20 protein-coding genes and 1 pseudogene are annotated in these 20,156 nt (G+C 71.2%); 16 read left to right on the top strand and 5 right to left on the bottom strand.

Translation table 11 applies throughout. From position 1 onward, the window contains the following. The first annotated feature begins 36 nt into the window (after nucleotides 1-36). The 3 genes from OG738_RS43155 to OG738_RS43145 all read left to right on the top strand — a co-directional run bounded on the left by OG738_RS43155 (nucleotide 37) and on the right by OG738_RS43145 (nucleotide 3,543). Complete coding sequence (locus OG738_RS43155) at nucleotides 37-1,278, top strand: aminotransferase class I/II-fold pyridoxal phosphate-dependent enzyme (protein WP_329049780.1); 1,242 nt, start codon at nucleotides 37-39, stop codon at nucleotides 1,276-1,278. Nucleotides 1,279-1,394: 116 nt separating this feature from the next. After that, nucleotides 1,395-2,369 (top strand): ferritin-like domain-containing protein, encoded by a 975-nt coding sequence (locus OG738_RS43150; RefSeq protein ID WP_329049778.1) that lies wholly within the window; start codon nucleotides 1,395-1,397, stop codon nucleotides 2,367-2,369. Nucleotides 2,370-2,436: 67 nt separating this feature from the next. Continuing rightward, the gene (locus tag OG738_RS43145; protein WP_329049777.1) at nucleotides 2,437-3,543 is read left to right on the top strand and encodes an FAD-dependent oxidoreductase; all 1,107 of its coding nucleotides are present in this window, start codon (nucleotides 2,437-2,439) and stop codon (nucleotides 3,541-3,543) included. On the opposite strand, the gene OG738_RS43140 is transcribed toward OG738_RS43145, so the two are convergent. Then, entirely contained in the window at nucleotides 3,540-4,577 is a 1,038-nt protein-coding gene (locus OG738_RS43140) for a LacI family DNA-binding transcriptional regulator (protein ID WP_329049776.1), read from the bottom strand. The two genes, OG738_RS43145 and OG738_RS43140, sit on opposite strands and share 4 nt — an antisense overlap. Nucleotides 4,578-4,797: 220 nt before the next feature. Between OG738_RS43140 and OG738_RS43135 the strand changes: the two are divergent. The 5 genes and pseudogenes from OG738_RS43135 to OG738_RS43115 form a co-directional block, all read left to right on the top strand. Continuing rightward, a pseudogene (locus OG738_RS43135) lies at nucleotides 4,798-5,313 on the top strand (extracellular solute-binding protein); the annotation flags it as partial. Nucleotides 5,314-5,381: 68 nt separating this feature from the next. Then, on the top strand, nucleotides 5,382-6,062 hold the full coding sequence (locus OG738_RS43130; protein ID WP_329049774.1) for an extracellular solute-binding protein: 681 nt from the start codon (nucleotides 5,382-5,384) through the stop codon (nucleotides 6,060-6,062). Next, nucleotides 6,062-6,982 carry a carbohydrate ABC transporter permease gene (locus OG738_RS43125; RefSeq protein WP_329049773.1) on the top strand — a complete coding sequence of 307 codons (921 nt, stop codon included), beginning with the start codon at nucleotides 6,062-6,064 and terminating at the stop codon, nucleotides 6,980-6,982. Before OG738_RS43130 ends, OG738_RS43125 begins: the two co-directional genes overlap by 1 nt. 9 nt (nucleotides 6,983-6,991) lie before the next feature. Beyond that, nucleotides 6,992-7,876, top strand: a complete 885-nt coding sequence (locus OG738_RS43120) for a carbohydrate ABC transporter permease (RefSeq protein WP_329049771.1) — start codon at nucleotides 6,992-6,994, stop codon at nucleotides 7,874-7,876. A gap of 17 nt (nucleotides 7,877-7,893) precedes the next feature. Then, nucleotides 7,894-9,249 (top strand): GH1 family beta-glucosidase, encoded by a 1,356-nt coding sequence (locus OG738_RS43115; RefSeq protein ID WP_329049769.1) that lies wholly within the window; start codon nucleotides 7,894-7,896, stop codon nucleotides 9,247-9,249. Between the two features lie 4 nt (nucleotides 9,250-9,253). On the opposite strand, the gene OG738_RS43110 is transcribed toward OG738_RS43115, so the two are convergent. Then, entirely contained in the window at nucleotides 9,254-11,050 is a 1,797-nt protein-coding gene (locus tag OG738_RS43110; protein WP_329049768.1) for an AMP-dependent synthetase/ligase, read from the bottom strand. 127 nt (nucleotides 11,051-11,177) lie between these two features. On the opposite strand from OG738_RS43110, the gene OG738_RS43105 reads away from it, so the two are divergent. The 8 genes from OG738_RS43105 to OG738_RS43070 all read left to right on the top strand — a co-directional run bounded on the left by OG738_RS43105 (nucleotide 11,178) and on the right by OG738_RS43070 (nucleotide 17,635). Further along, on the top strand, nucleotides 11,178-11,588 hold the full coding sequence (locus OG738_RS43105) for a polyketide cyclase / dehydrase and lipid transport (RefSeq protein ID WP_329049766.1): 411 nt from the start codon (nucleotides 11,178-11,180) through the stop codon (nucleotides 11,586-11,588). A gap of 11 nt (nucleotides 11,589-11,599) precedes the next feature. Then, the gene (locus tag OG738_RS43100) at nucleotides 11,600-12,394 is read left to right on the top strand and encodes a metallophosphoesterase family protein (protein WP_329049765.1); all 795 of its coding nucleotides are present in this window, start codon (nucleotides 11,600-11,602) and stop codon (nucleotides 12,392-12,394) included. Between the two features lie 27 nt (nucleotides 12,395-12,421). Then, entirely contained in the window at nucleotides 12,422-12,856 is a 435-nt protein-coding gene (locus OG738_RS43095; protein WP_329049764.1) for an SRPBCC family protein, read from the top strand. A 4-nt stretch (nucleotides 12,857-12,860) separates the two neighbouring features. Continuing rightward, nucleotides 12,861-13,988, top strand: coding sequence for an ArsA family ATPase (locus OG738_RS43090; protein WP_329049762.1), 1,128 nt, complete (start codon nucleotides 12,861-12,863; stop codon nucleotides 13,986-13,988). Beyond that, nucleotides 13,985-14,392 carry a hypothetical protein gene (locus OG738_RS43085; RefSeq protein WP_329049761.1) on the top strand — a complete coding sequence of 136 codons (408 nt, stop codon included), beginning with the start codon at nucleotides 13,985-13,987 and terminating at the stop codon, nucleotides 14,390-14,392. Before OG738_RS43090 ends, OG738_RS43085 begins: the two co-directional genes overlap by 4 nt. 15 nt (nucleotides 14,393-14,407) lie before the next feature. Further along, nucleotides 14,408-15,349, top strand: coding sequence for an ROK family protein (locus tag OG738_RS43080; RefSeq protein ID WP_329057041.1), 942 nt, complete (start codon nucleotides 14,408-14,410; stop codon nucleotides 15,347-15,349). A 195-nt stretch (nucleotides 15,350-15,544) separates the two neighbouring features. Beyond that, the gene (locus OG738_RS43075) at nucleotides 15,545-16,696 is read left to right on the top strand and encodes an IS481 family transposase (protein ID WP_329045404.1); all 1,152 of its coding nucleotides are present in this window, start codon (nucleotides 15,545-15,547) and stop codon (nucleotides 16,694-16,696) included. 96 nt (nucleotides 16,697-16,792) lie between these two features. Beyond that, nucleotides 16,793-17,635 carry an NUDIX domain-containing protein gene (locus OG738_RS43070; RefSeq protein WP_329049758.1) on the top strand — a complete coding sequence of 281 codons (843 nt, stop codon included), beginning with the start codon at nucleotides 16,793-16,795 and terminating at the stop codon, nucleotides 17,633-17,635. On the opposite strand, the gene OG738_RS43065 is transcribed toward OG738_RS43070, so the two are convergent. Genes OG738_RS43065 through OG738_RS43055 form a run of 3 tightly spaced genes read right to left on the bottom strand, consistent with a single transcriptional unit; the run spans nucleotide 17,632 to nucleotide 20,064 of the window. Next, on the bottom strand, nucleotides 17,632-18,771 hold the full coding sequence (locus OG738_RS43065; RefSeq protein WP_329049757.1) for a glutamate--cysteine ligase: 1,140 nt from the start codon (nucleotides 18,769-18,771) through the stop codon (nucleotides 17,632-17,634). The two genes, OG738_RS43070 and OG738_RS43065, sit on opposite strands and share 4 nt — an antisense overlap. A 10-nt stretch (nucleotides 18,772-18,781) precedes the next feature. Continuing rightward, a complete protein-coding gene (locus tag OG738_RS43060; protein WP_329049756.1) occupies nucleotides 18,782-19,300 on the bottom strand; it encodes a hypothetical protein in 519 nt (172 codons plus the stop codon). After that, a complete protein-coding gene (locus tag OG738_RS43055; protein WP_329049755.1) occupies nucleotides 19,297-20,064 on the bottom strand; it encodes an alpha/beta hydrolase in 768 nt (255 codons plus the stop codon). Before OG738_RS43055 ends, OG738_RS43060 begins: the two co-directional genes overlap by 4 nt. Nucleotides 20,065-20,156: the final 92 nt, after the last annotated feature.

Below are 20,156 nucleotides of genomic sequence, written 5' to 3'. Positions count from 1 at the left end.
CGAAATGGTATCGACGCCGGGTTTAGCGTTGACGCCATGACCACTGCTTCCGTCGACGTCGACACGGCCCGCCGCGACTACGCGGCCCTGGTCGACCGCGGCCTCTCCCTCGACATCACCCGCGGCAAGCCGTCCCCGGCGCAGCTCGACCTCGCGAACGGCCTGCTGGACCTCCCGGGCGACGGCACCTTCAAGGCCGAGGACGGCACCGACGTCCGCAACTACGGCGGCCTCAAGGGCCTGCCGGAGCTGCGCCGCATCTTCGCGGGCGCGCTGCAGGTCCCCGCCGAGCAGCTGCTGGCCGCCGGCAACTCCAGCCTCGAACTGATGCACGACGCCGTCGTCCAGGCGCTGTTGTCCCAGCTCCCCGGCGCCGAGCGGCGCTGGGCCGACGAGCCGAACCTGAAGTTCCTCGCCCCCGTCCCGGGCTACGACCGGCACTTCGCGCTCACCGAGCGCTTCGGCATCGAGCTGGTCCCCGTGCCGATGACCGACCAGGGCCCCGACATGGACGTCGTCGAGCGGCTCGTCGCCGAGGATGCCGCCGTCAAGGGCATCTGGTGCGTGCCGAAGTACAGCAACCCCACCGGCGTCACGTTCAGTGACGAGGTTGTCCGGCGGTTCGCCACCATGACCACCGCGGCGCCCGACTTCCGGATCTTCTGGGACAACGCCTACGCGGTGCACCACCTGACCGACGACGAGCCGGCCCTGGCCGACCTCCTCGCGCTGGCCACCGCGGCGGGCAACGCCGACCGCGTGTTCGTCTTCGGCTCGACCTCGAAGATCACCTACGCCGGTGCCGGCGTCGGCTTCTTCGGCGCGTCCGAGGCCAACCTGGCCTGGTGGATCGGCAACATCGGCAAGCGGACCATCGGCCCCGACAAGGTCAACCAGCTGCGGCACGCCCTCTTCCTCAAGGACGAGGACGGCGTCCGCGCGCACATGCGCAAACACGCCGCGATCATCGGCCCGAAGTTCGAGGCCGTCGACCGCATCCTCACCGAGGAACTCTCGGACCTGGCGTCCTGGACCAAGCCGACCGGCGGGTACTTCGTGTCGCTGACCGTGCCCGAGGGCACCGCGAAGGAGGTCGTGCGGCTGGCGAAGGAGGCCGGTGTCGCGCTGACCCCCGCCGGGGCGACCCACCCGCACGGCGACGACCCGGCCGACGCGGTCATCCGCATCGCGCCGACGTTCCCGGTGCTCGCCGACGTCGAGGAGGCCGTGCGCGCGCTCGCCGTGTGCGTCCGGCTCGCCGCGGCCGAGCGCGCCTGACCTGCGAGAACGGAATCGGGAAGAACTTTTTCCCGATTTGACCGAGCCGGGGGCCGTCCGGGTACGTATCACCGTTGGGTGAGGTGGACGAACTCGTCACGAGAGGACGTCCCCCGGTGTTCGGAAAACGCTACACAGAGCAGCTGATCGAGCGCAGCGCGGAGAACGCGACCGACCGCCGCCGCTTCCTCAAGGCTGCGGGAGCGGCGGGCCTCGGCGTCGCGGGCGCCGGTGCGCTCGGTACCGCGCTGTCGCTGGGCCTCGGCTCGGCCGGCGCGACGCAGCAGTACGGCGCGCAGGGCGGTGACGCGGCGAAGGAGGCCGCCAGCGACGCCGCCGTGCTGAACTTCGCGCTCAACCTGGAGTACCTCGAGGCGAACCTGTACTCGTTCGCCGTCTACGGCTACGGGCTGAACGAGAAGTACGTCAACGGCATCGGCAACCTGGGCAAGGTCTCCGGCGGACACGCCGTGAAGTTCAAGAGCGAGCAGACCAAGCAGATCGTCCAGGAGATCGCCGGCGACGAGGTCGCGCACGTGACGTTCCTGCGCAAGGCGCTCGACAAGGCCGCCGTCGCGCAGCCGGAGATCGACTTCCAGAACAGCTTCACCGCCGCCATGCAGGCGGCGGGCGTGATCAACAAGCAGCAGACCTTCGACCCGTTCGCGAGCGAGAACAACTTCCTGCTCGCCGCGTTCCTGTTCGAAGACGTTGGCGTGTCGGCCTACAAGGGCGCGGCGCCGCTGGTCAACAACAAGACGTTCCTCGACGCGGCGGCGGGCATCCTCGCGGTCGAGGCCTACCACGCGGGCATCGTGCGTTCGCAGCTGTTCGAACGCGGCCTGGGCGACGTCACGAACAAGATCTCCGACGCCCGCGACAGCCTCGACGGCAAGGCCGACGACGACGAAGGCGTGCTCAAGGACGGCAAGGCGAACCTCGTCCCCGCGGACGCCAACGGCATCGCGTTCGGGCGTTCGGCCGACCGCGTGCTCAACATCGCCTACCTCAACCCGGACAAGGTCTCCTCGGGCGGGTTCTACCCGCGCGGCCTCAACGGCGACATCGCGACCAGTGGCGCCAAGGAGTGAGCGCCGCGTGCCGCCGTCACGGTAACGTCGTGAGCGGCGGCACGCGGAGTCCACGAGGGGGAGCAGGGTGCGAGTTCTGGTCGCGGGTGGCGGCATTTCCGGCACGGTCACGGCGATGGCGGCGAAGCTCGCGGGACACGATCCGGTGGTCTTCGAGGCCTACCCGGCCGGCGGGGACGACATCGGCGCGTTCCTCACGATCATGCACAACGGCATGGACGCCCTGCGCGCGATCGGCGCCGACCGGCCGGTGATCGACGCGTCCTTCGCCGCGTACGGCGTCGAGCTCGTTGCCCCGACCGGGGAAACAGTGGGGCAGAACGAGTTCGACACCGAAGGCCGCGACCGGCCGCGCACGCTGACCCGCGCGACGCTTTACCGCGCCCTGCAGGACGAAGCCGCGCGCCGGGGCGTACCGCTCAAACGCGGGAAACGGCTGGTGGGCGCGCGGACCGGGGCCGGCGGCGTCACGGCCGAGTTCGCTGACGGAACCACCGAGACCGGAGACGTCCTGGTCGGTGCCGACGGCCTGCGCTCGGTCGTCCGGCGGCTGATCGACCCGGCCGCGGACGAGCCGCGCTACACCGGGCTGACCATCGTCTACGGCTACACGCGCGCGCCCGGTTTGCCGTCGGCGCCCGGGCTCTACCGGATGGTCCGCGGCAGCAAGGCGGCGTTCGGGTTCACGACCGACCCGGACGGCGCCACGTTCTGGTTCGCCCGCATCCCGGACACCGAGCGGCCCCGCGACGAGATCGCGGCGGTCACCCCGGCGGGCTGGCGCGAGTTCGCGCACGCGGCGTTCGCCGGGGAACCGTTGCCGTGCGCGGAAATCATCGCGGCGACCGGCGACGAGGTGTTCGGCGGCCACTCCTACGACGTTCCCGAGACGCGCGTCTGGTCGACTCCGGAAATGGTCCTGACCGGCGACGCCGCGCACGCCGCGTCCCCGGCTGCCGCGCAGGGTGCGTCGATGGCCTTGGAGGACGGCGTGATCCTGGCGCAGTGCCTGCGCGACCTGCCGGATCCGGTGTCGGCTTTCACCGCGTACGAAGGGTTGCGACGCGAGCGGGTGGAGAAGCTGGTGGCCGCGAGCGCGGGGCAGGACGTCGGCGAAAAGCCGGGCTGGGTCTACGAGCACCACATCGACTGGGACACCAAGATCGGCGGTTAGGTGCCGCAGGAGTCGCGGACCACCAGTTTCGTCGGCAAGTGCACCGGATCCGGCGCCGTCCCGGTTTCGATCATCGCCAGCAACGCCCCCGCCGCCGCGGTGCCGAAGCCCGGCTTGTCCTGGGCGACGGTCGTCAGCGCCGGGTCGACCAGGGACGCCACCTCGATGTCGTCGAACCCGACGACCGCCAGGTCGGCCGGTACCCGCAGGCCGGCCGCGCGGGCCGCCAGCAGGGCGCCGACCGCCATCTCGTCGCTCGCCGCGAACACCGCCGTCGGCGGGTCCTTGCGGGCCAGCAGTCGCCGCATCCCGACGAACCCGCTCTCGCGGTAGAAGTCGCCGGTGACCACGAAGTCCGCACGCGCCGGCAGCCCCGCTTCGGCCAGCCCGCGCCGGTAGCCCTCGGTGCGGGCGGCGGCGGGCGCGTTGCCGCGGGGGCCGGTGATCGTCGCGATCCGGTCGTGGCCCAGCGCGGCCAGGTGCCGGACGGCTTCCGCCGCGCCCGCCGCGTTGTCCGAGGTCACGTAGGTCGCCCGCGGCCCCGACAGCGCCACGTCGAGCGCGACGCACGGCAGCCCGGACTGGGCGAACGCGGTGAACGCCTCGGCGTCGGTCCCGCTGTCGATCAGCACCAGCCCGGCCAGGTGGTGGCGCCGGGTCATGCGCACGTACGCGATCGGGTCGGCCAGCGACACGCCCGGGTGGCGGTCGCGGGCGTCGTCGCTCGTGGCGAGCATCAGCAGGTGGTACCCGTGCGAGCTGAGCGCGGACTTGAGGCCCAGCAACAGGTCCTGCAGGAACGGGTGCCGCCAGCCGGGCCGCCGGTGGTCGGTGTCCCAGACCAGCCCGACCATCGCCGACTGCTGCCGCGACAGGGCCCGGGCCGACTCGTTCGGCGAGAAGTCGAGCTCTCGGGCAACGCGCTCGACGTGTTCGCGCGTCGTCGCGCTGACCGTGGCGGGGCGGTTGAACACCCGCGACACGGTCGCGACCGAAACCCCGCAGAGCTGGGCGATCTCGCGGGCGGTGACCATGCTGACCTCCTGTGCTGCTTTCGGGGGTTCGGGTGGCGGAGCCCCCGACCGAGGCGAAGCCTCGAATATCACAGCTGTAACCGGTTACATTCCTAACACACGATCTCTGACTGGGTAAATACCCCGACGTGTTGCCATTTCGTTACTTGACGAAGGGCTGCTGGGAGCGCTCTCATGGGTCCCGCGTTTTCCGACCGGCCCGCAGAACAACGGAGATCTCATGCGCCCGAAAACGACAACCCGCCTCGTCCTGGCGGTCGTCTGCGCCGCTGTCACCGCGTTGAGCGGCTGCGGGAGCGGCGACGCCGGCGGCGGCAAGATCAAGCTCAGCCTCGGCCTCTTCGGCAACTTCGGCTACACCGACCTGATCAAGGAGTACCAGGCGGCGCACCCGGACATCGAAATCACCGAGCGGACCGCCGCCTACTCCGACCACCACAAGAACCTGGCCGCGCACCTGGCCACCGGCGGCGGCGCCGCGGACATCGAAGCGATCGACACCGGGTACGTCGCCCAGTTCAAGGCGACGCCGGACAAGTTCGTCGACCTGAACACCGTCGGCGGCGACCAGCTCAAGAACCGCTGGCTCGGCTGGAAGTGGTCCGCGTCGCTGGCCAAGGGCGGGCAGCAGATCGGTTACGGCACCGACGTCGGCGGCCTGGCCATCTGCTACCGCCGCGACCTCTTCGAAAAGGCGGGCCTGCCCGCCGACCGCGACGCCGTCTCCGCGCTCTGGCCGACGTGGCAGGCGTTCTTCGACGCGGGTAAGCGCTTCCAGGCCCACGCCCGAACGGCGTCAAGTTCATGGACGGCGGCCCGACCGTGCTCAACGCGATCGTCGGCCAGGCGCCGGTCGGCTACTACGACCAGAGCGACCAGCTCGTCGTCGACCGCAACCCGGCGCTGCGGACCGGCTGGGACCAGGTCGTCGACGCCGTCAAGGCGAACCTCTCCGCGGGCCTGCTCTACAGCACGCCGACCTGGAACACCGGCTTCACCCAGGGCCAGTTCGCCACCGTCACCTGCCCGGCCTGGATGATGACCAAGATCAAGGACCAGGCACCGGACACCGCGGGCAAGTGGGACGTCGCGACCGTGCCCGGCGGGGGCGGCAACTGGGGCGGCTCGTACCTGACCGTGCCGAAGCAGGGCAAGCACACCAAGGAAGCCGCCGACCTCGCCGCGTGGCTGACCGCCCCCGAGCAGCAGGCGAAGGTGTTCACCAGCCAGGGCCTGCTGCCCTCGACGCCGTCGCTGTACGACGACCCGAAGATCACCGGCTACACCAACCCGTTCTTCAACAACGCGCCCGTCGGCAAGCTCTTCACCGACGCGGCGAAGAAGCTGAACCCGCAGTACCAGGGCCCGAAGGCCGGCGATGTCCAGACCGAGTTCGGCAACGCGATGCAGCGCGTCGAGCAGGGCAAGCAGGACGGCGCGGCGGCGTGGCAGCAGCTGGTCGGTGACGTCGCGAAGCTGAAGTGATGGCCCTCTCCTGGGCCGACCGGCGGCACAAGTGGGACGTCAAGCTGTCGCCGTTCGGCTTCATCAGCCCCTACTTCCTGATCTTCGGCGTCTTCGGGCTGTTCCCGCTGCTGTACACGGCTTTCGTGTCGCTGCAGAAGCGCAACCTGCTCGACGCCGAGGGCGCGACGTTCATCGGGTTCGGCAACTACGAGCAGCTGCTGTTCCACGACCCGTACTTCTGGAACGCGATGGGGAACACGGTCAGCCTGTGGCTGCTGACCACGATCCCGCAGATCCTGTTCGCGCTCACCGTCGCGCACCTGCTCAACCGCAGGCTGCACGGCCGGACGCTGTTCCGGATGGGGATGATCCTGCCGAACATCACCTCGGTGGCGGCGGTGACGATCATCTTCGCGCAGCTGTTCGGCCGGGACTTCGGCCTGGTGAACTGGGTGCTGAGCTGGTTCGGCGGCGGGCACGTCGACTGGCAGGCCGGCACGGCCAGCTCGCACACCGCCATCGCGGCGATGGTGGTGTGGCGCTGGACCGGCTACCACGCGCTGATCTTCCTGGCGTCGATGCAGGCGATCCCGTCGAGCATGTACGAAGCCGCGACGCTCGACGGCGCCCGCGGGTGGCAGCAGTTCTGGCGGATCACCGTGCCGCTGCTGCGGCCGCAGATCATCTTCTCCACGGTGATCGCGACGACCGGGAACATGCGGCTGCTCGCCGAGCCGCTGCTGTTCAACCCGGGCACGGCGGCCGCCACCGGCGGGTCGGACCGGCAGTTCCAGACCGCCGCGCTCTACCTCTACGAGCAGGGGTTCACCAAGTACGACTTCGGCTACAGCTCGGCGATCGCGCTGATCCTGGCCGTGGCCACGATGCTCGTCGCGGGCCTGTCGTACCTGGTGACCCGGCGCATCCAAACGGACTGAGGAGCGGACATGACTTCCGTGCTGACCCCGGCCGCGCCCGCGCCGCCGGCGACGCCCGGCCGCACGCGGCGGCTCGTCCGGCGGGTCGCGAGCCCGTGGACCTACGCCGCGCTGGTCGCGATCCTGGCCGGCTCGGCGTTCCCCGTGTACTGGTCGTTCGTCGTCTCCTCGCAAACGACGGAGGCGGTCGGCCGGGTGCCGCCGGTCCTCGTGCCGGGCGGGCACCTGTTCGAGAACATCGCCCGCGTCTTCGACGAGACGGACTTCGCGCTGGCGCTCGGGAACTCGATGATCGTCGCGGGCACGATCACCGTGTCCGTGGTGCTGTTCTCGACGCTGGCCGGATTCGCCTTCGCCAAGCTGAAGTTCCGTGGCCGGACTGTGCTGCTGCTCGTCGTGGTCGCCACCCAGGCGATCCCGACGGAGCTGGGCGTCGTGCCGCTCTACATGATGATGGCCGACTTCGGGTGGGCCGGGCAGTTGCAGGCGGTGATCGTGCCCGGCCTGGTGACCGCGTTCGGCGTGTTCTTCATGCGCCAGTACTTCGACCGCGCGCTGCCTCTGGAGCTGCTGGAAGCCGGGCGGATGGACGGCTGCGGCTCGCTGCGGCTGTTCTGGCACGTCGCCTTGCCGGCCGCTCGCCCGGCCGCGGCGGTGCTCGGGTTGTTCACGTTCATGCAGGCGTGGAACGACTTCTTCTGGCCGCTGGTGGTGCTGGTGCCGGAGAACCCGACCGTCCAAACCGCACTGTCCACACTGGCCAGTGGCTATACCACCGACTACACGCTCGTGCTCACCGCCGCCACCATCGGCACCGTCCCCGTCCTGCTCGTGTTCCTGCTGTTCGGCCGCCAGATCGTGGGCGGCATCATGCAGGGCGCGCTCAAGGGCTGACCCTCCCGGAGATCACCGTGACCACCAGTTTCCCGCCCGGCTTTCGCTGGGGCGTCGCGACGTCGGCCTTCCAGATCGAGGGCGCCATCCGATCCGACGGGCGCGGACCGTCCATTTGGGACACCTTCGCGGCGGTGCCCGGCGCGATCGCCGGCGGCGACACCGGCGAACCGGCGGCCGACCACTACCACCGCTGGCGTGCCGACCTCGCCCTGCTCGGCGACCTGGGCGTCGACTCCTACCGGTTTTCGGTGTCCTGGCCACGGATCCAGCCGGACGGCCGCCGCGCCGAACGCCGGGGCCTCGACTTCTACCGGCGGCTCGTGGAAGCCCTGCGCGAGCAGGAGATCGAGCCGTTCCTGACGCTGTACCACTGGGACCTGCCGCAGGCCCTGGAGGACGACGGCGGCTGGCGGTCGCGCGACACGGCGTCGCGGTTCGCCGACTACGCGGCGTTGGTGCACGAAGAACTCGGCGACGTCGTCGACCACTGGACGACGCTGAACGAGCCGTACCCGTGCGCGGTCGCGGGCTACGGCGAAGGACGGCACGCGCCGGGCGCGCGGGAGGGGCACGGCGCCCTCGCCGCCGCGCACCACCTGCTGCTCGGCCACGGCCTGGCGGTGCGGGCCATGCGTTCGCAGGCACTGCCGCGGCATCAGTTCGGGATCGTCCTCAACCAGTCGCCGGCGATACCGGTGACGGACTCGGCCGCGGACGCCGCGGCGGCCGCGCGTCAGGACACGCTGCTGCGGCGCCAGTTCACCGACCCGCTGTTCGGCGGCCGGTACGCGCCGGGCCTGGCGGCGATGTTCGACGGCGTGTCGGACTTCTCGTTCCGCCACGACGGCGACCTGCAGACGATCGCCGCGCCGCTGGACTACCTGGGCGTCAACTACTACTACCGGCTGCACGTGGCGGACGCGCCGCACCGCGAGCCCGACCCGGCGCAGCGCACGGTGACCGACATCGGCGTGGACACGACGCGCCTGCCGGACGTCCCGCGCACGGGCATGGGCTGGCCGGTGGAGCCGGAGGGCCTCATCGAAGCCCTGGTCGGCCTGCACAACCGCTACCCCGGGCTGCCGCCGATGTACGTGACGGAGAACGGCTGCGTGTACGCCGACCGGAGCGATTTGGCCGACTACGAGCGCATTTCGTTCCTGAGCGAGCACATCGAGGCAGCACGCACCGCCGCGGCGGCGGGCGTCGACCTGCGGGGGTACTTCTGCTGGTCGCTGCTGGACAACTTCGAGTGGGCCCACGGCTACCAGCACCGGTTCGGGTTGGTGCACGTGGACTACGCGACGCAGCAGCGCACCCCACGCGCGAGCTACCGCTGGTACCGCGACTTCATCGCGGCCCAGCGGTGAGCACTCACTTCTTGTACAGGCCCTCGATCGCGTCGGCGTAGTTCTTCGAGACCACGTTGCGCTTCAGCTTCAGGCTCGGCGTGATCTCGCCGCCCTGCTCGGTGAAGTCGTTGGCCAGCACCGTGAACTTCTTGATCGCCTCGGCCTTCGACACCTGCTTGTTCGCCTCGTCGACGGCGGCCTGGATCTCCGCGAGCAGGTCCGGGTCGGCCGAAAGATCCGCGACCGTCGCCGAAGAAGGCTTGTTGTGCTGGGACTTCCACGCCGGGAAATACTCCTCGTCCACCGTCACCAGCGCCGCGATGAACGGGCGCTGGTCGCCGACCACCATCGCCTGGCTGACCAGCGGGGCCGCCTTGATGGTGTCCTCGAGGCCGGACGGCGCCACGTTCTTGCCGCCCGCCGTGACGATGATCTCCTTCTTGCGGCCGGTGATCTTGAGGAAGCCGTCGACGTCCAGCTCGCCGAGGTCGCCGGTGTGGAACCAGCCGTCGGTGAGGGACTCGGCCGTCGCCTGCGGGTTGTTGTAGTACGCGCGGAAGACGACGTCGCCCTTGAGCAGGACCTCGCCGTCGTCGGCGATGCGGACCGACGTGCCGTTGACCGGCTTGCCGACCGTGCCGACGCGGAACGCCGTCTGGGTGTTGACGTTCGCCGCCGCGGACGTCTCGGTCAGGCCGTAGCCCTCGAACACCGGGACGCCGATGCCGCGGAAGAAGTGCGCCAGCCGCGCGCCGAGCGGGGCGCCGCCGGACACCGCCGCGACGCAGCGGCCGCCGAGGGCCGCGCGCAGCTTGCCGTAGACGAGCTTGTCGAACACCAGGTGCTTGGCCTTCAGCGCGACCCCGGCGCCGCCCTTGTCCTGCGCCTCGCTGTAGGCGACCGCGACGGCCTCGGCGGCGTCGAAGATCTTGCCCTTGCCGTCGCCGTGGGCCTTCTGCTTCGCCGAGTTGTAGACCTTCTCGAACACGCGCGGCACCGCGACGACGAACGTCGGGCGGAACGTGCCCAGGTCGGCGACCAGGTTCTTGACGTCCGGGGTGTGCCCGAGGGTGACGCGGGCGGTGAGCGCGGTCACGGCGATCGCGCGGGCCAGCACGTGCGCCAGCGGCAGGAAGCACAGCAGCGAGTTGCCCTGCTCCATCAGCTGCGGGAACGCCTCGATGTCGGCGCGGATCTCGGCCAGCAGGTTGCGGTGGGTCAGCTCGACGCCCTTGGGGCGGCCGGTGGTGCCCGAGGTGTAGACGATCGTGGCGAGCTCGTCCGCGGTCACGTCGCGGCGGCGCTCGTGCAGCTCGTCGTCCGACAGCGTCGCCCCGATCGCGGAGAGCTCTTCGACCGCGGGGGAGTCGCCCTCGATCTGCCACGTGTGGTCCAGCTCGGTGAGCCGGTCCCGGATCTCGCCGACGGCCGCGGCGTGGCCGTTCGTCTCGACGAACACGCCCTTCGCGGCCGAGTCGGAGAGGATCCAGTACACCTGCTCGGGGGAGGAGGTGTCGTAGATCGGCACCGTCACCGCGCCCGCCGCCCAGATCGCGAAGTCGATCAGCGTCCACTCGTAGCGGGTCTTGGACATGATGGCGACGCGGTCGCCGCGGCCGATCCCGGCCTGGGCCAGGCCCTTGGCCACGGCCAGCACCTGGCCGGCGAACTCCTTGGCCGTGACGTCCAGCCAGGTCCCGTCGACCTGGCGGCGGAAGCTCACCACGTCGGAGAACCGCTCGGCGTTCGCCCAGACGACATCGGACATGTTCTCGTCGTCGGCCACCGGCTTGCCGGCGGGAGCGCTGTATTCGCGCACGTGGACCTCCGTGTTCAACGCGTGCGGTGGGCGACACCGCTGTTACCCGCCAGTCAACTTAGCGTGGTGAGCACCTTAAGACCATGCTGATCGCCCCTGCACGGCGAGGGCGTGACATTCTTCGCACGTGAACGCGCCACCCTCACTCGACATCGTCGACGAGACGTTCCTCGCCGTTCCGCCGGCCACCGTGGCCGCGGTCTTCGCCGCACCGGCGTCCTGGCGGCGCTACTGGCCCGACCTGGTCCTGGAGGTCTACACCGACCGGGGCGACAAGGGTCTGCGCTGGACCGTGCGGGGCGCGCTCGTCGGTACGATGGAGGTCTGGCTCGAGCCGGTGCTCGACGGCACCCTGCTGCACTACTTCCTGCGGGCGACCCCCGCCGACGCGGCCGGGACGCCCCGGGCACTGGCGCCACGCGACCTGCGCCGGGAGTTCGACCGGCGGGCCCGCGCGGCGAAGGCGATCGCACTCGGGCTCAAGGAGATCCTGGAGGACGGGCGCGAGCCCGGAGTTCCGCCGCGCGGTGACGAGTAAGGGGACCAGGGGTGCGGGTACACGTCGTCTCGGACGTGCACGGCAACGCGGACGCGCTGAAGCGGGCGGGGGACGGGGCCGACGCGCTGGTCGTGCTCGGCGACCTGCTGGACTTCGTCGACTACCGGGAGCACGAGAAGGGCATCATGGGTGCCCTGTTCGGCGCGGAGAAGGTGGGCGAGTTCGCCCGGCTGCGCCGCGAGGGCACCCGTGACGAAACCGTTGCCTTCTCCCGGACGCTCTGGGCGAGCCTCGAGGACCCGGCCGGCGCCGTCGACGAGGCCATCCACACCCAGTACGCGGCGCTGTTCGCGGCGATGACCGCGCCCACCTACGCCACCCCCGGCAACGTCGACACCCCGGCGCTCTGGCCCGAGTTCGCCGGCGAGGGCATCCAGGTGCTGGACGGCGAGGTGGCCGAGATCGGCGGCCTGCGGTTCGGGTTCGTCGGCGGCGCGCTGCTGCCCGACGGCGTCGTCCCGCGCCGCCGCAAGGGTGCCGCGTGGCGTCCCTACCTGCGGGATCGCGAGGACTACGACGCGAGCGTGGCCGCGCTGACCGAGGTCGACGTCCTGTGCACGCACGGTCCGCCCGCGCTGCCCGAGCTGACCTACGACGTCGTCGCGCGCCGCAGCGAGATCGGCTCGACGGCGCTGCTGGAGCTGATCCGCGCCCAGCGGCCGCGCTGGTCGGTGTTCGGGCACGTGCACCAGCCGCTCGCCTCGCGTGCCCGGGTCGGCCTGACCGAGTGCCGTAACGTGGGTCACTTCAAGGAAACCGGACAGCCGTACGTGCTGCGCTGGTGACCGACCGCGGCGGCTACGCTTCGTCCCATGGCCGAGCAGTCCACACAGTCCATCGAGGTCGACGCCGAGCCCAGCCGGGTGATGGCCGTGATCGCCGACTTCCCCGCGTACCCGGAATGGGCCAAGGCCGTCCGGCAGGCCGAGGTCCTCGACACCGACGGTGCCGGGCGCGCCAAGCAGGTCAAGCTCACCCTCGACGCGGGCCCGATCAAGGACGTCTACACCCTCGAGTACGACTGGGACGGCGACGGCCTCGGCGTCAGCTGGCACCTGGTCAAGGGCCAGATGCAGAAGGCGCAGAACGGCCGGTACGCGCTGGAGGACCTCGGCGGCCGGACGCGCGTCACCTACACGCTGTCGGTCGAGCTGGCGCTGCCGATGATCGGCCTGCTGCGCCGCAAGGCCGAGAAGATGGTCATGGACACCGCGTTGAAGGAGCTCAAGAAGCGGGCCGAGGGGTAGCCGCGTGCGGATCCTGCTGTTCACCGGCAAGGGGGGTGTCGGGAAGACCACGCTGGCCGCGGCCACCGGCGCCGCACTGGCGGCCCGCGGCAGGAAGACGCTCGTCGTGTCCACCGACCCGGCGCACTCGCTCGGCGACGCCTTCGGCCACCCGCTCGGCGCCGAACCGTCCGAAGTGGACGCGCTGCTTTCGGCCGTGCAGATCGACTCGCGCACCCTGGTGGACACCACCTGGCACCGGCTGCGCGCCGAGCTGCAGACCTTCCTGGCCGGCGTCGGCCTCGACACCTTGGACGCCGAGGAGCTGACGGTCCTGCCCGGCGTCGACGAGCTGCTCGCCCTCACCGAGGTCCGCCGGCTGGCCGAGGACGGGCCGTGGGAGACCATCGTCGTCGACTGCGGGCCGACGGCCGAGACGCTGCGGCTGCTCGCCCTGCCCGAAGCCGTCTCCGGCTACCTGCCCCGCGTGTTCGGGCGCCGCGTCACCGAGCCGGTGCGCCGGCTCGGCGCCCACCTCGACGGGCTGCGCACGCTGCTCACCCAGCCGTCGGTCACCACGGTCCGGCTGGTGCTGACGCCGGAGCGGGTGGTCGTCGCCGAGGCGCGGCGCACGCTCAGCTCCCTGGCCCTGCGCGGCATCGCCGTCGACGGCCTGATCGCCAACCGCCTGATGCCCGCACCCGGGATCTGGCGCGGCGGCGCCGCTTCGTGGCTGCGCACCCGCCGGACGCAGCAGGACGCCGTGCTCGGCGAACTCGCGGCGGCCGGGTTCACGGCGGTGTCCCGCGTCGAGCACCGCGCGCTCGAACCGGTCGGGCTGCCCGCGCTGCTGGAGATCGCCGCCGAGCTCTACCACGGCGCCGACCCCCTGGACGGCGACGGGACGCCCGTGACCCCGTTGCTGCGGGTGCGGCCCGCGCCGGACGGGTACACGCTGCGCATCGCGATCCCGCTCGGGCGGGACGCCGAGGTCGACCTCGCCCGCGTCGACGACGACCTGGCGATCACCGTGGACGGCTTCCGCAGGCTCATCGCCCTGCCGGAGTCGCTGCGGCCGTGCCGGATCACCGGCGCGGAATCCGACGCCGACGGCCTGGCCGTGCGCCTGGCCGGGAACCGGGGACGCGGGTGAGCGAAGACGAACACGGGCCGCGGCTCGCGGAGGAACTCCGCCTGCTCGTCGAGCTGGTCGTGGAGAAGGCGGCGCCGTGGCTCGAAGGCGTGGTCGCCGCGGGGCACGGAACGCCTGACGAGGCGAAAGCGGACGGTTCGGCGTGCGGGTGGTGCCCGCTCTGTGCGATCGTCGCCGTTGTGCGAGGTGAGCGGCCCGAGCTGGTCGCGCGGCTGGTCGAGCAGCTCGCGCAGCTGGTCGCCCTGCTGCGCGCGGTGCTCGCGGACCGCTGGGAGCCGGAGGGTGGCCTGCACATGCCCGGGTTCCGGCCCGCACCGCGGCCCGCGGACACCCCCGCGTCGTCGCGGGTGCAGCACATCACCGTCCGCAGACGGGACGAGTGGCGGCCGGATCGGGAGAGCTGAGTGCGGACGATAGGGGTGGACGTCGGCGGGACGAGCGTCCGGGCCGGCGTGGTGGACGAGCACGGCTCCCTGCTCGACACGGCACGCGTGTCGACGCCGAGCGAGGAAGGCGCCCTCGAGGACGCCATCGCCGGCGTCGTCGAGGACCTGCGCAACCGGCACGAGGTGGCGGGGGTCGGGCTCGCGGTGGCCGGCTTCGTGGCGCGCGACCGCCGGTCGGTGATGTTCGCGCCGCACCTGGCCTGGCGCGGTGCGCCGGTCGCGGACCGGATCGAGAAGCGCGTCGGCCTGCCGGTGCTGCTGGAGCACGACGTCAATTCGGCGATCGTCGGCGAGCACCGCTTCGGCGCGGCCCGCGGCGCCCAGGTGGCGGCGCTGGTGGCGCTGGGCACGGGCATCGGAGCGGGCCTGCTGCTGGACGGCAAGCTGTTCCGCGGCGCGTATGGAGTGGCGCCCGAGCTGGGCCACCTGACGGTGGTCCGCGGCGGCCGGCCGTGCCCGTGCGGCAAGTACGGCTGCTGGGAGCGTTACTGCAGCGGAACGGCATTGGCGGCGACGGCGGTGGAGCTGCTGGCGCGCCACCCGGGCCGCTCGACGGTGCTGGCCCCCCAGGTCGCGGGCGACCCGGGCTCGGTGACGGGCCGGCGAGTGGCCGGCGCGGCCCGCGACGGCGACCCGATCGCCCAGCTGGCGATGGCGGAGCTGGCCAAGTGGCTCGGCGAAGGCCTGGCCTTGGTGGCGGACGTGTTCGACCCGGAGATCATCGTGATCGGCGGCGGCGTGTCGGAGTCGGCGCCGTTGTTCCTGGACGAGGCTCGGGAGCACTACGCGGGGGCGATCACGGGAGCGAGGCACCGGCCGCTGGCCCGGATCCGGACGGCCCACCTGGGCGACGACACGGCAATCGTGGGCGCGGCGGCCCTGGCGTTGGAAGCGGCAGTCAAGACCCCGGTCTGACCGGCGCGAAGCACGCCGGTCCCGAGTCTGCCGCGGCTGGTCGTGAGTGAGAAACAGTGTTCTAACCCTGTGCCGCAGCTCAGGACATCGCCGACAGTTGATGTCTCAGGACATCGCGGACACTGATCGGCCTGTCGGTGTGGTGACCAGGGCTTTTGTGGTGATCATGCGGCGATGGGCAGAACAGGGTTTTCGATGGATCCTGAGTTCGTCGCCGCGGTCGCGCAGGCCGCTCACGGCGAGAAGATCAACGTGGCGCGGTTCTGCCACGAGCACGGCGTGTCCCGGGACACCTTCTACAAGTATGTAACCCGGTTCCGCACGGAGGGAGCCAGCGGGTTCACCCGCCGCAGCACTGCCCCGCACCACCGCCCCAGCACCCTCAGCGCGGCGGTGGCCGAGGCGGTGCTGCGGGCCCGCAAGGAACTGGCCGAGGCAGGCCTCGACAACGGCCCGATCTCCATCCGCTGGCGGCTGAAGGACGCCGGGGTCACCCCGGTCCCGTCGCGGGCCTCGATCCACCGGATCCTGTGCGCCCACGGCCAGATCGTCCCGCAGCCGCGCAAGAAACCCCGGACCCGGCGCCGGTTCACCTACGCCGACCCCAACGGCTGCTGGCAGATCGACGGCATGGAGCACCACCTCGCCGACGGCACCAAGGTCTGCATCCTCCAGATCCTCGACGACCACTCCCGCCTCGACGTCGGCTCCTACGCCGCCCCCGGCGAAACCACCGCCGACACCTGGACCGCGCTACAACACGCCTTCGCCGGCTACGGCGTACCTGTAAAACTCCTGTCCGACAACGGGCTCGCCTTCACCGGCCGCCACCGCGGCTGGATGGTCGAACTGGAACGCCACCTCGCCGAACTCGGGGTCACCAGCATCGCCTCCACCCCGCACCACCCGCAGACCTGCGGCAAAAACGAACGCCTCCACCAGACCTTGCAGAAATGGCTCGCCGCCCGACCACCCGCCAAGAACCTTGCTGCCCTGCAACAGCTTCTCGACGAATACCGACAGGAGTACAACAACCGCCGCCACCAAAGCCTCGACGGTCAGACACCCCAGCAACGCTACGACGCCCGCCCCAAAGCCACCCCCGCCACCGGGCCCCGCCGGCCCAGCGGCGTCACCACCCGCCCCGTCTCCGCCACCGGCGTGATCGCCTTCTCCGGCTGCTCCATCGTCCTGGGACGCACCTGGGCCGGGCACGCCGCCACCGTCTACTGGCAAGGCGACCGCGTCACCGTCATGGTCGACGACACGGTCGCCCGCCAACTCACGCTAGACCGCTCGGTACGCTACCAACGCCTCACCAACCAGAAACTGTCCGGGAAGTCCTGAGACATATCTGTCCGATATGTCCTGAGACAGCGCACAGTGTTCTAAGCCAGTTTCCCACTCACGACCGCGGTAGCGGGAGTGTGACAGGCTGGACGGGTGAGTGCCCCGTCCGCGAGCGTCTTCGTCCGCTGCTCCTGCGGGCACCTGCACTGGGGCCGCTACGGCGCCGCCGGGCTGCTGCTCGTCGATCCCGCGCGCGGCGTTCTCCTGCAGCGGCGCGCCTGGTGGGTGCACCACGGCCGCACCTGGGCGCTGCCCGGCGGGGCCATCGAAGCCGGTGAGACGGCGCGAGGAGCCGCCGCCCGCGAAGCGTTCGAAGAAGCCTCCCTCCCCGCCGAGGCGTTCCGGGCGGTCTCGGCTTCCGTGGTGGATCATGGGGAGTGGAGCTACACCACCGTCCTCGCCCTGGCCGACGGGGCCGAGGCGCGGGTCGCCAACACCGAAAGTGCGGAGGTGCGCTGGGTGGACCCCGACGACGTGCCCGGCTACCGGCTGCACCGCGACTTCGCCGCCGCCTGGCCGCACCTGCGCGACCGCGTCGGGCAGGAGCTGGTCCTCGTGGTCGACGCGGCCAACGTCGTCGGCTCGCGGCCGGACGGCTGGTGGCGCGACCGGCACGGCGCCGCCGAGCGCCTGCGCGACCAGCTCGCCAAGCTCGCCGAAGCCGGCGTGCCGGACCCGGACGACGCCACCGTGACCTGGTGGCCGCGGATCGTCCTGGTCGTCGAAGGCAAGGCCAAGCACGTCACGGGAACCACGGGCGTCGAAGTCGTCGCGGCGGACACCGACGGCGACTCGAAGATCGTCGAGGTCGTCGCGCAGCAGAAGGGGAAGACCCTCGTCGCGACGGCCGACCGTGAGCTGAAAAGGCGCGTCGAAGCCCTCGGCGCGTCGATCCTCGGCCCGGGCACGCTCCGCAGTCAGCTCGACGAGCTCTAGTCCTTCAAGATCCCGTCGCGCATCTCCGCGACCAGGGACGCCATCACGGCCTTGAGGCTGCCCTTGTGCTGTTCCGCGACCGCCCGCTGCCGCCGGTAGCTCGGCCCGTACTTCAAGATCGTCTCGACGTCGCGCAGCTCGGCGACGCAGTCCAGCCGCCGCGCCACCGGGTCGAGCCGGTCCAGCAGGTCGGCGACGTCGTCGGTGACGAGCCGCTCGCGCCCGGCCGCGTCCAGGATGATGATCGCGTCCGTGCCGTAGCGCGCCGCGCGCCACTTGTTCTCCTGGACGTGCCACGGCGGCAGCGTCGGCAAGATCTCGCCGTCGTCGAGGCGCTCGCTGAAGTCGTCGACCAGGCACTGCGTCAGCGCCGCGATCGCGCCGACCTCCTCCAGCGTCGGCAGCCCGTCGCAGACGCGCATCTCGATGGTGCCCAGGTGCGGCGCCGGCCGGATGTCCCAGCGGATCTCCGAGAAGTGGTCGATCACGCCGGTGGTGAACATGTCCTCGACGTAGCTCTCCAGCTCGGCCCACTTCCGGAACTGGAACGGCAGCCCGGCCGTCGGCAGCTGCTGGAACATCAGCGCCCGGTTCGACGCGTACCCGGTGTCCTCGGCGCCCCAGTACGGCGAAGACGCCGAGAGCGCCTGCAGGTGCGGCGCGTAGTTGAGCAGCGCGTCGAGGATCGGCAGCACCTTGTCGCGGTGGTCGACCCCGACGTGGACGTGCACGCCGTAGATCAGCATCTGCCGTCCCCACCACTGGGTCCGGTCGATCAGCTTCGCGTACCGCTCCTTGTCCGTGACCTTCTGCTGGTACCAGTTCGAAAACGGGTGCGTCCCGGCCGAGAACATCTCGACGCCGAGCGGGTCGGCGACCCCGTGCAGGACGTCGAGGGACTCCGCCAGGTCGGCCTTGGCCTCGGCGATCGTGTCGCAGACGCCGGTGGTGACCTCGATGGTGTTGAGCAGCAGCTCCTGCTTGATCTTCGGGTGCTCGGCCGGGCCGTCGGGGCGGACGGCCTCGAGGATCTGCTCGGCGACCGAGGACAGCTCGCCGCTGCGCCGGTCGACCAGGCCGAGTTCCCATTCCGCGCCGACGGTCGATCGCCGCGAAGGGCTGAACTCGATGTGCATCGCCGTCGGATCAGACCTGGGCGCCGTTGCTGGGGTCGGCGCCGGGCGGCGGCCCCTGGCGCACGCGGAGCAGCAGCAACGCGATCGACGTCGCGAGCGCGAGGATGCCCAGCGGGGTCGCCACCGTCGGGCCCACGCCGATCGCGTTCGGCAGGATCAGCAGGAACAGCCCGGCCAGGAACAGCAGCAGGATGAGGAACGCGCCCATCTTCGGCCGCGGCAGCGGCGGCGGCTCCGGCGGGACGTAGTGCTCGTCGTCGCCCGCCGGGTCGTCGGAGAACATCGTCGCGTCCCACGACGTGCCCCCGGACCGCCAGCCGGGCTCCGGCGGGGTGTCCACGGCCGGCGGCTCGGCGGGCCGGTCCGGCGTCCGGCGCGACTCGCTCTCGGCGCCGCCGGCCGCCTCGGCGGTGTCCGCGGTGTCGGCAGTGTCTTCTTCGGGGAGCCCGAACCCGTCCGCGCGCAGGTCGGCGACGATCTCGGCGAACGTCGCGTCGACGTCCTCCGGCCCGTCCTTCCCCCGGCTCATGCGGTCTCCTCGGGCTGTGCGGCATGCGCCTTCGCGAACTCGACGCTGCGCGTGAAGATCACCTCGGCGTCGTTGTCCTGCGTCGCGACGTGGTAGCTGTTCTCCAGCACGACCTCGGTGACGTCGGTGCTCGAGACGCCCCGCAGCACCAGCTGCGAGTTGACCGGCTCGACGACGTGGTCGACCGACGAGTGCAGCAGCAGCACCGGCTGCGTGACCTTGCCCAGGTCCGCGCGCACGAGCGCCCACAGCTTCGCCAGGCTCGCCGCGGCGCGCACCGGCGTGCGCGGGTAGGCCAGCTCCGTCTCGCCCGGCTTCTTGATGTCGTTCGCGATCGCCGGCACCGACGGCACGATCCGGCCCAGCACCGGCAGCAGCCGCGTGTCCCACTTCAGCCGGGTCACCGACGGGTTGACCAGGACGATCCCGGCGATCCGGTCGCCGAACTCCTCGGCCAGGCGCAGGGTGAGCGTCCCGCCCATCGAAAGGCCGCCGACGAACACCGTCTTGCACGTCGAGAGCAGCGCGAGCAGCGCCTCGCGGACGGCGCCGTACCAGTCTTCCCACGTCGTGCGGTTGAGATCCGGCCAGCGGGTGCCGTGGCCGGGCAGCAGCGGGCAGCGCACGGTGAACCCGGCCCCGGCCAGGTGGTCACCCCAGGCCCGCATGCTCGCCGGGGTACCGGTGAACCCGTGGCAGAGCAGGAACCCGGTCTCGGCCGAACCGGTGTGGCCGAACGGTTCCGCGCCGGCGAGCACGCCCATGCGATCGCCTTCCGTGTGAGCGGTGGATTCGTCCATGCTCTCACGGCTCGCGGGCGTTGTGGGGCTCCGCCCGGACCCGGAATTCCCTGTGA

This window comes from Amycolatopsis sp. NBC_01488, from assembly GCF_036227105.1.
Taxonomy (GTDB): domain Bacteria; phylum Actinomycetota; class Actinomycetes; order Mycobacteriales; family Pseudonocardiaceae; genus Amycolatopsis.
Note: the sequence above shows the minus strand (reverse complement) of the source record. Positions and strands in the feature narration are given on the sequence as shown.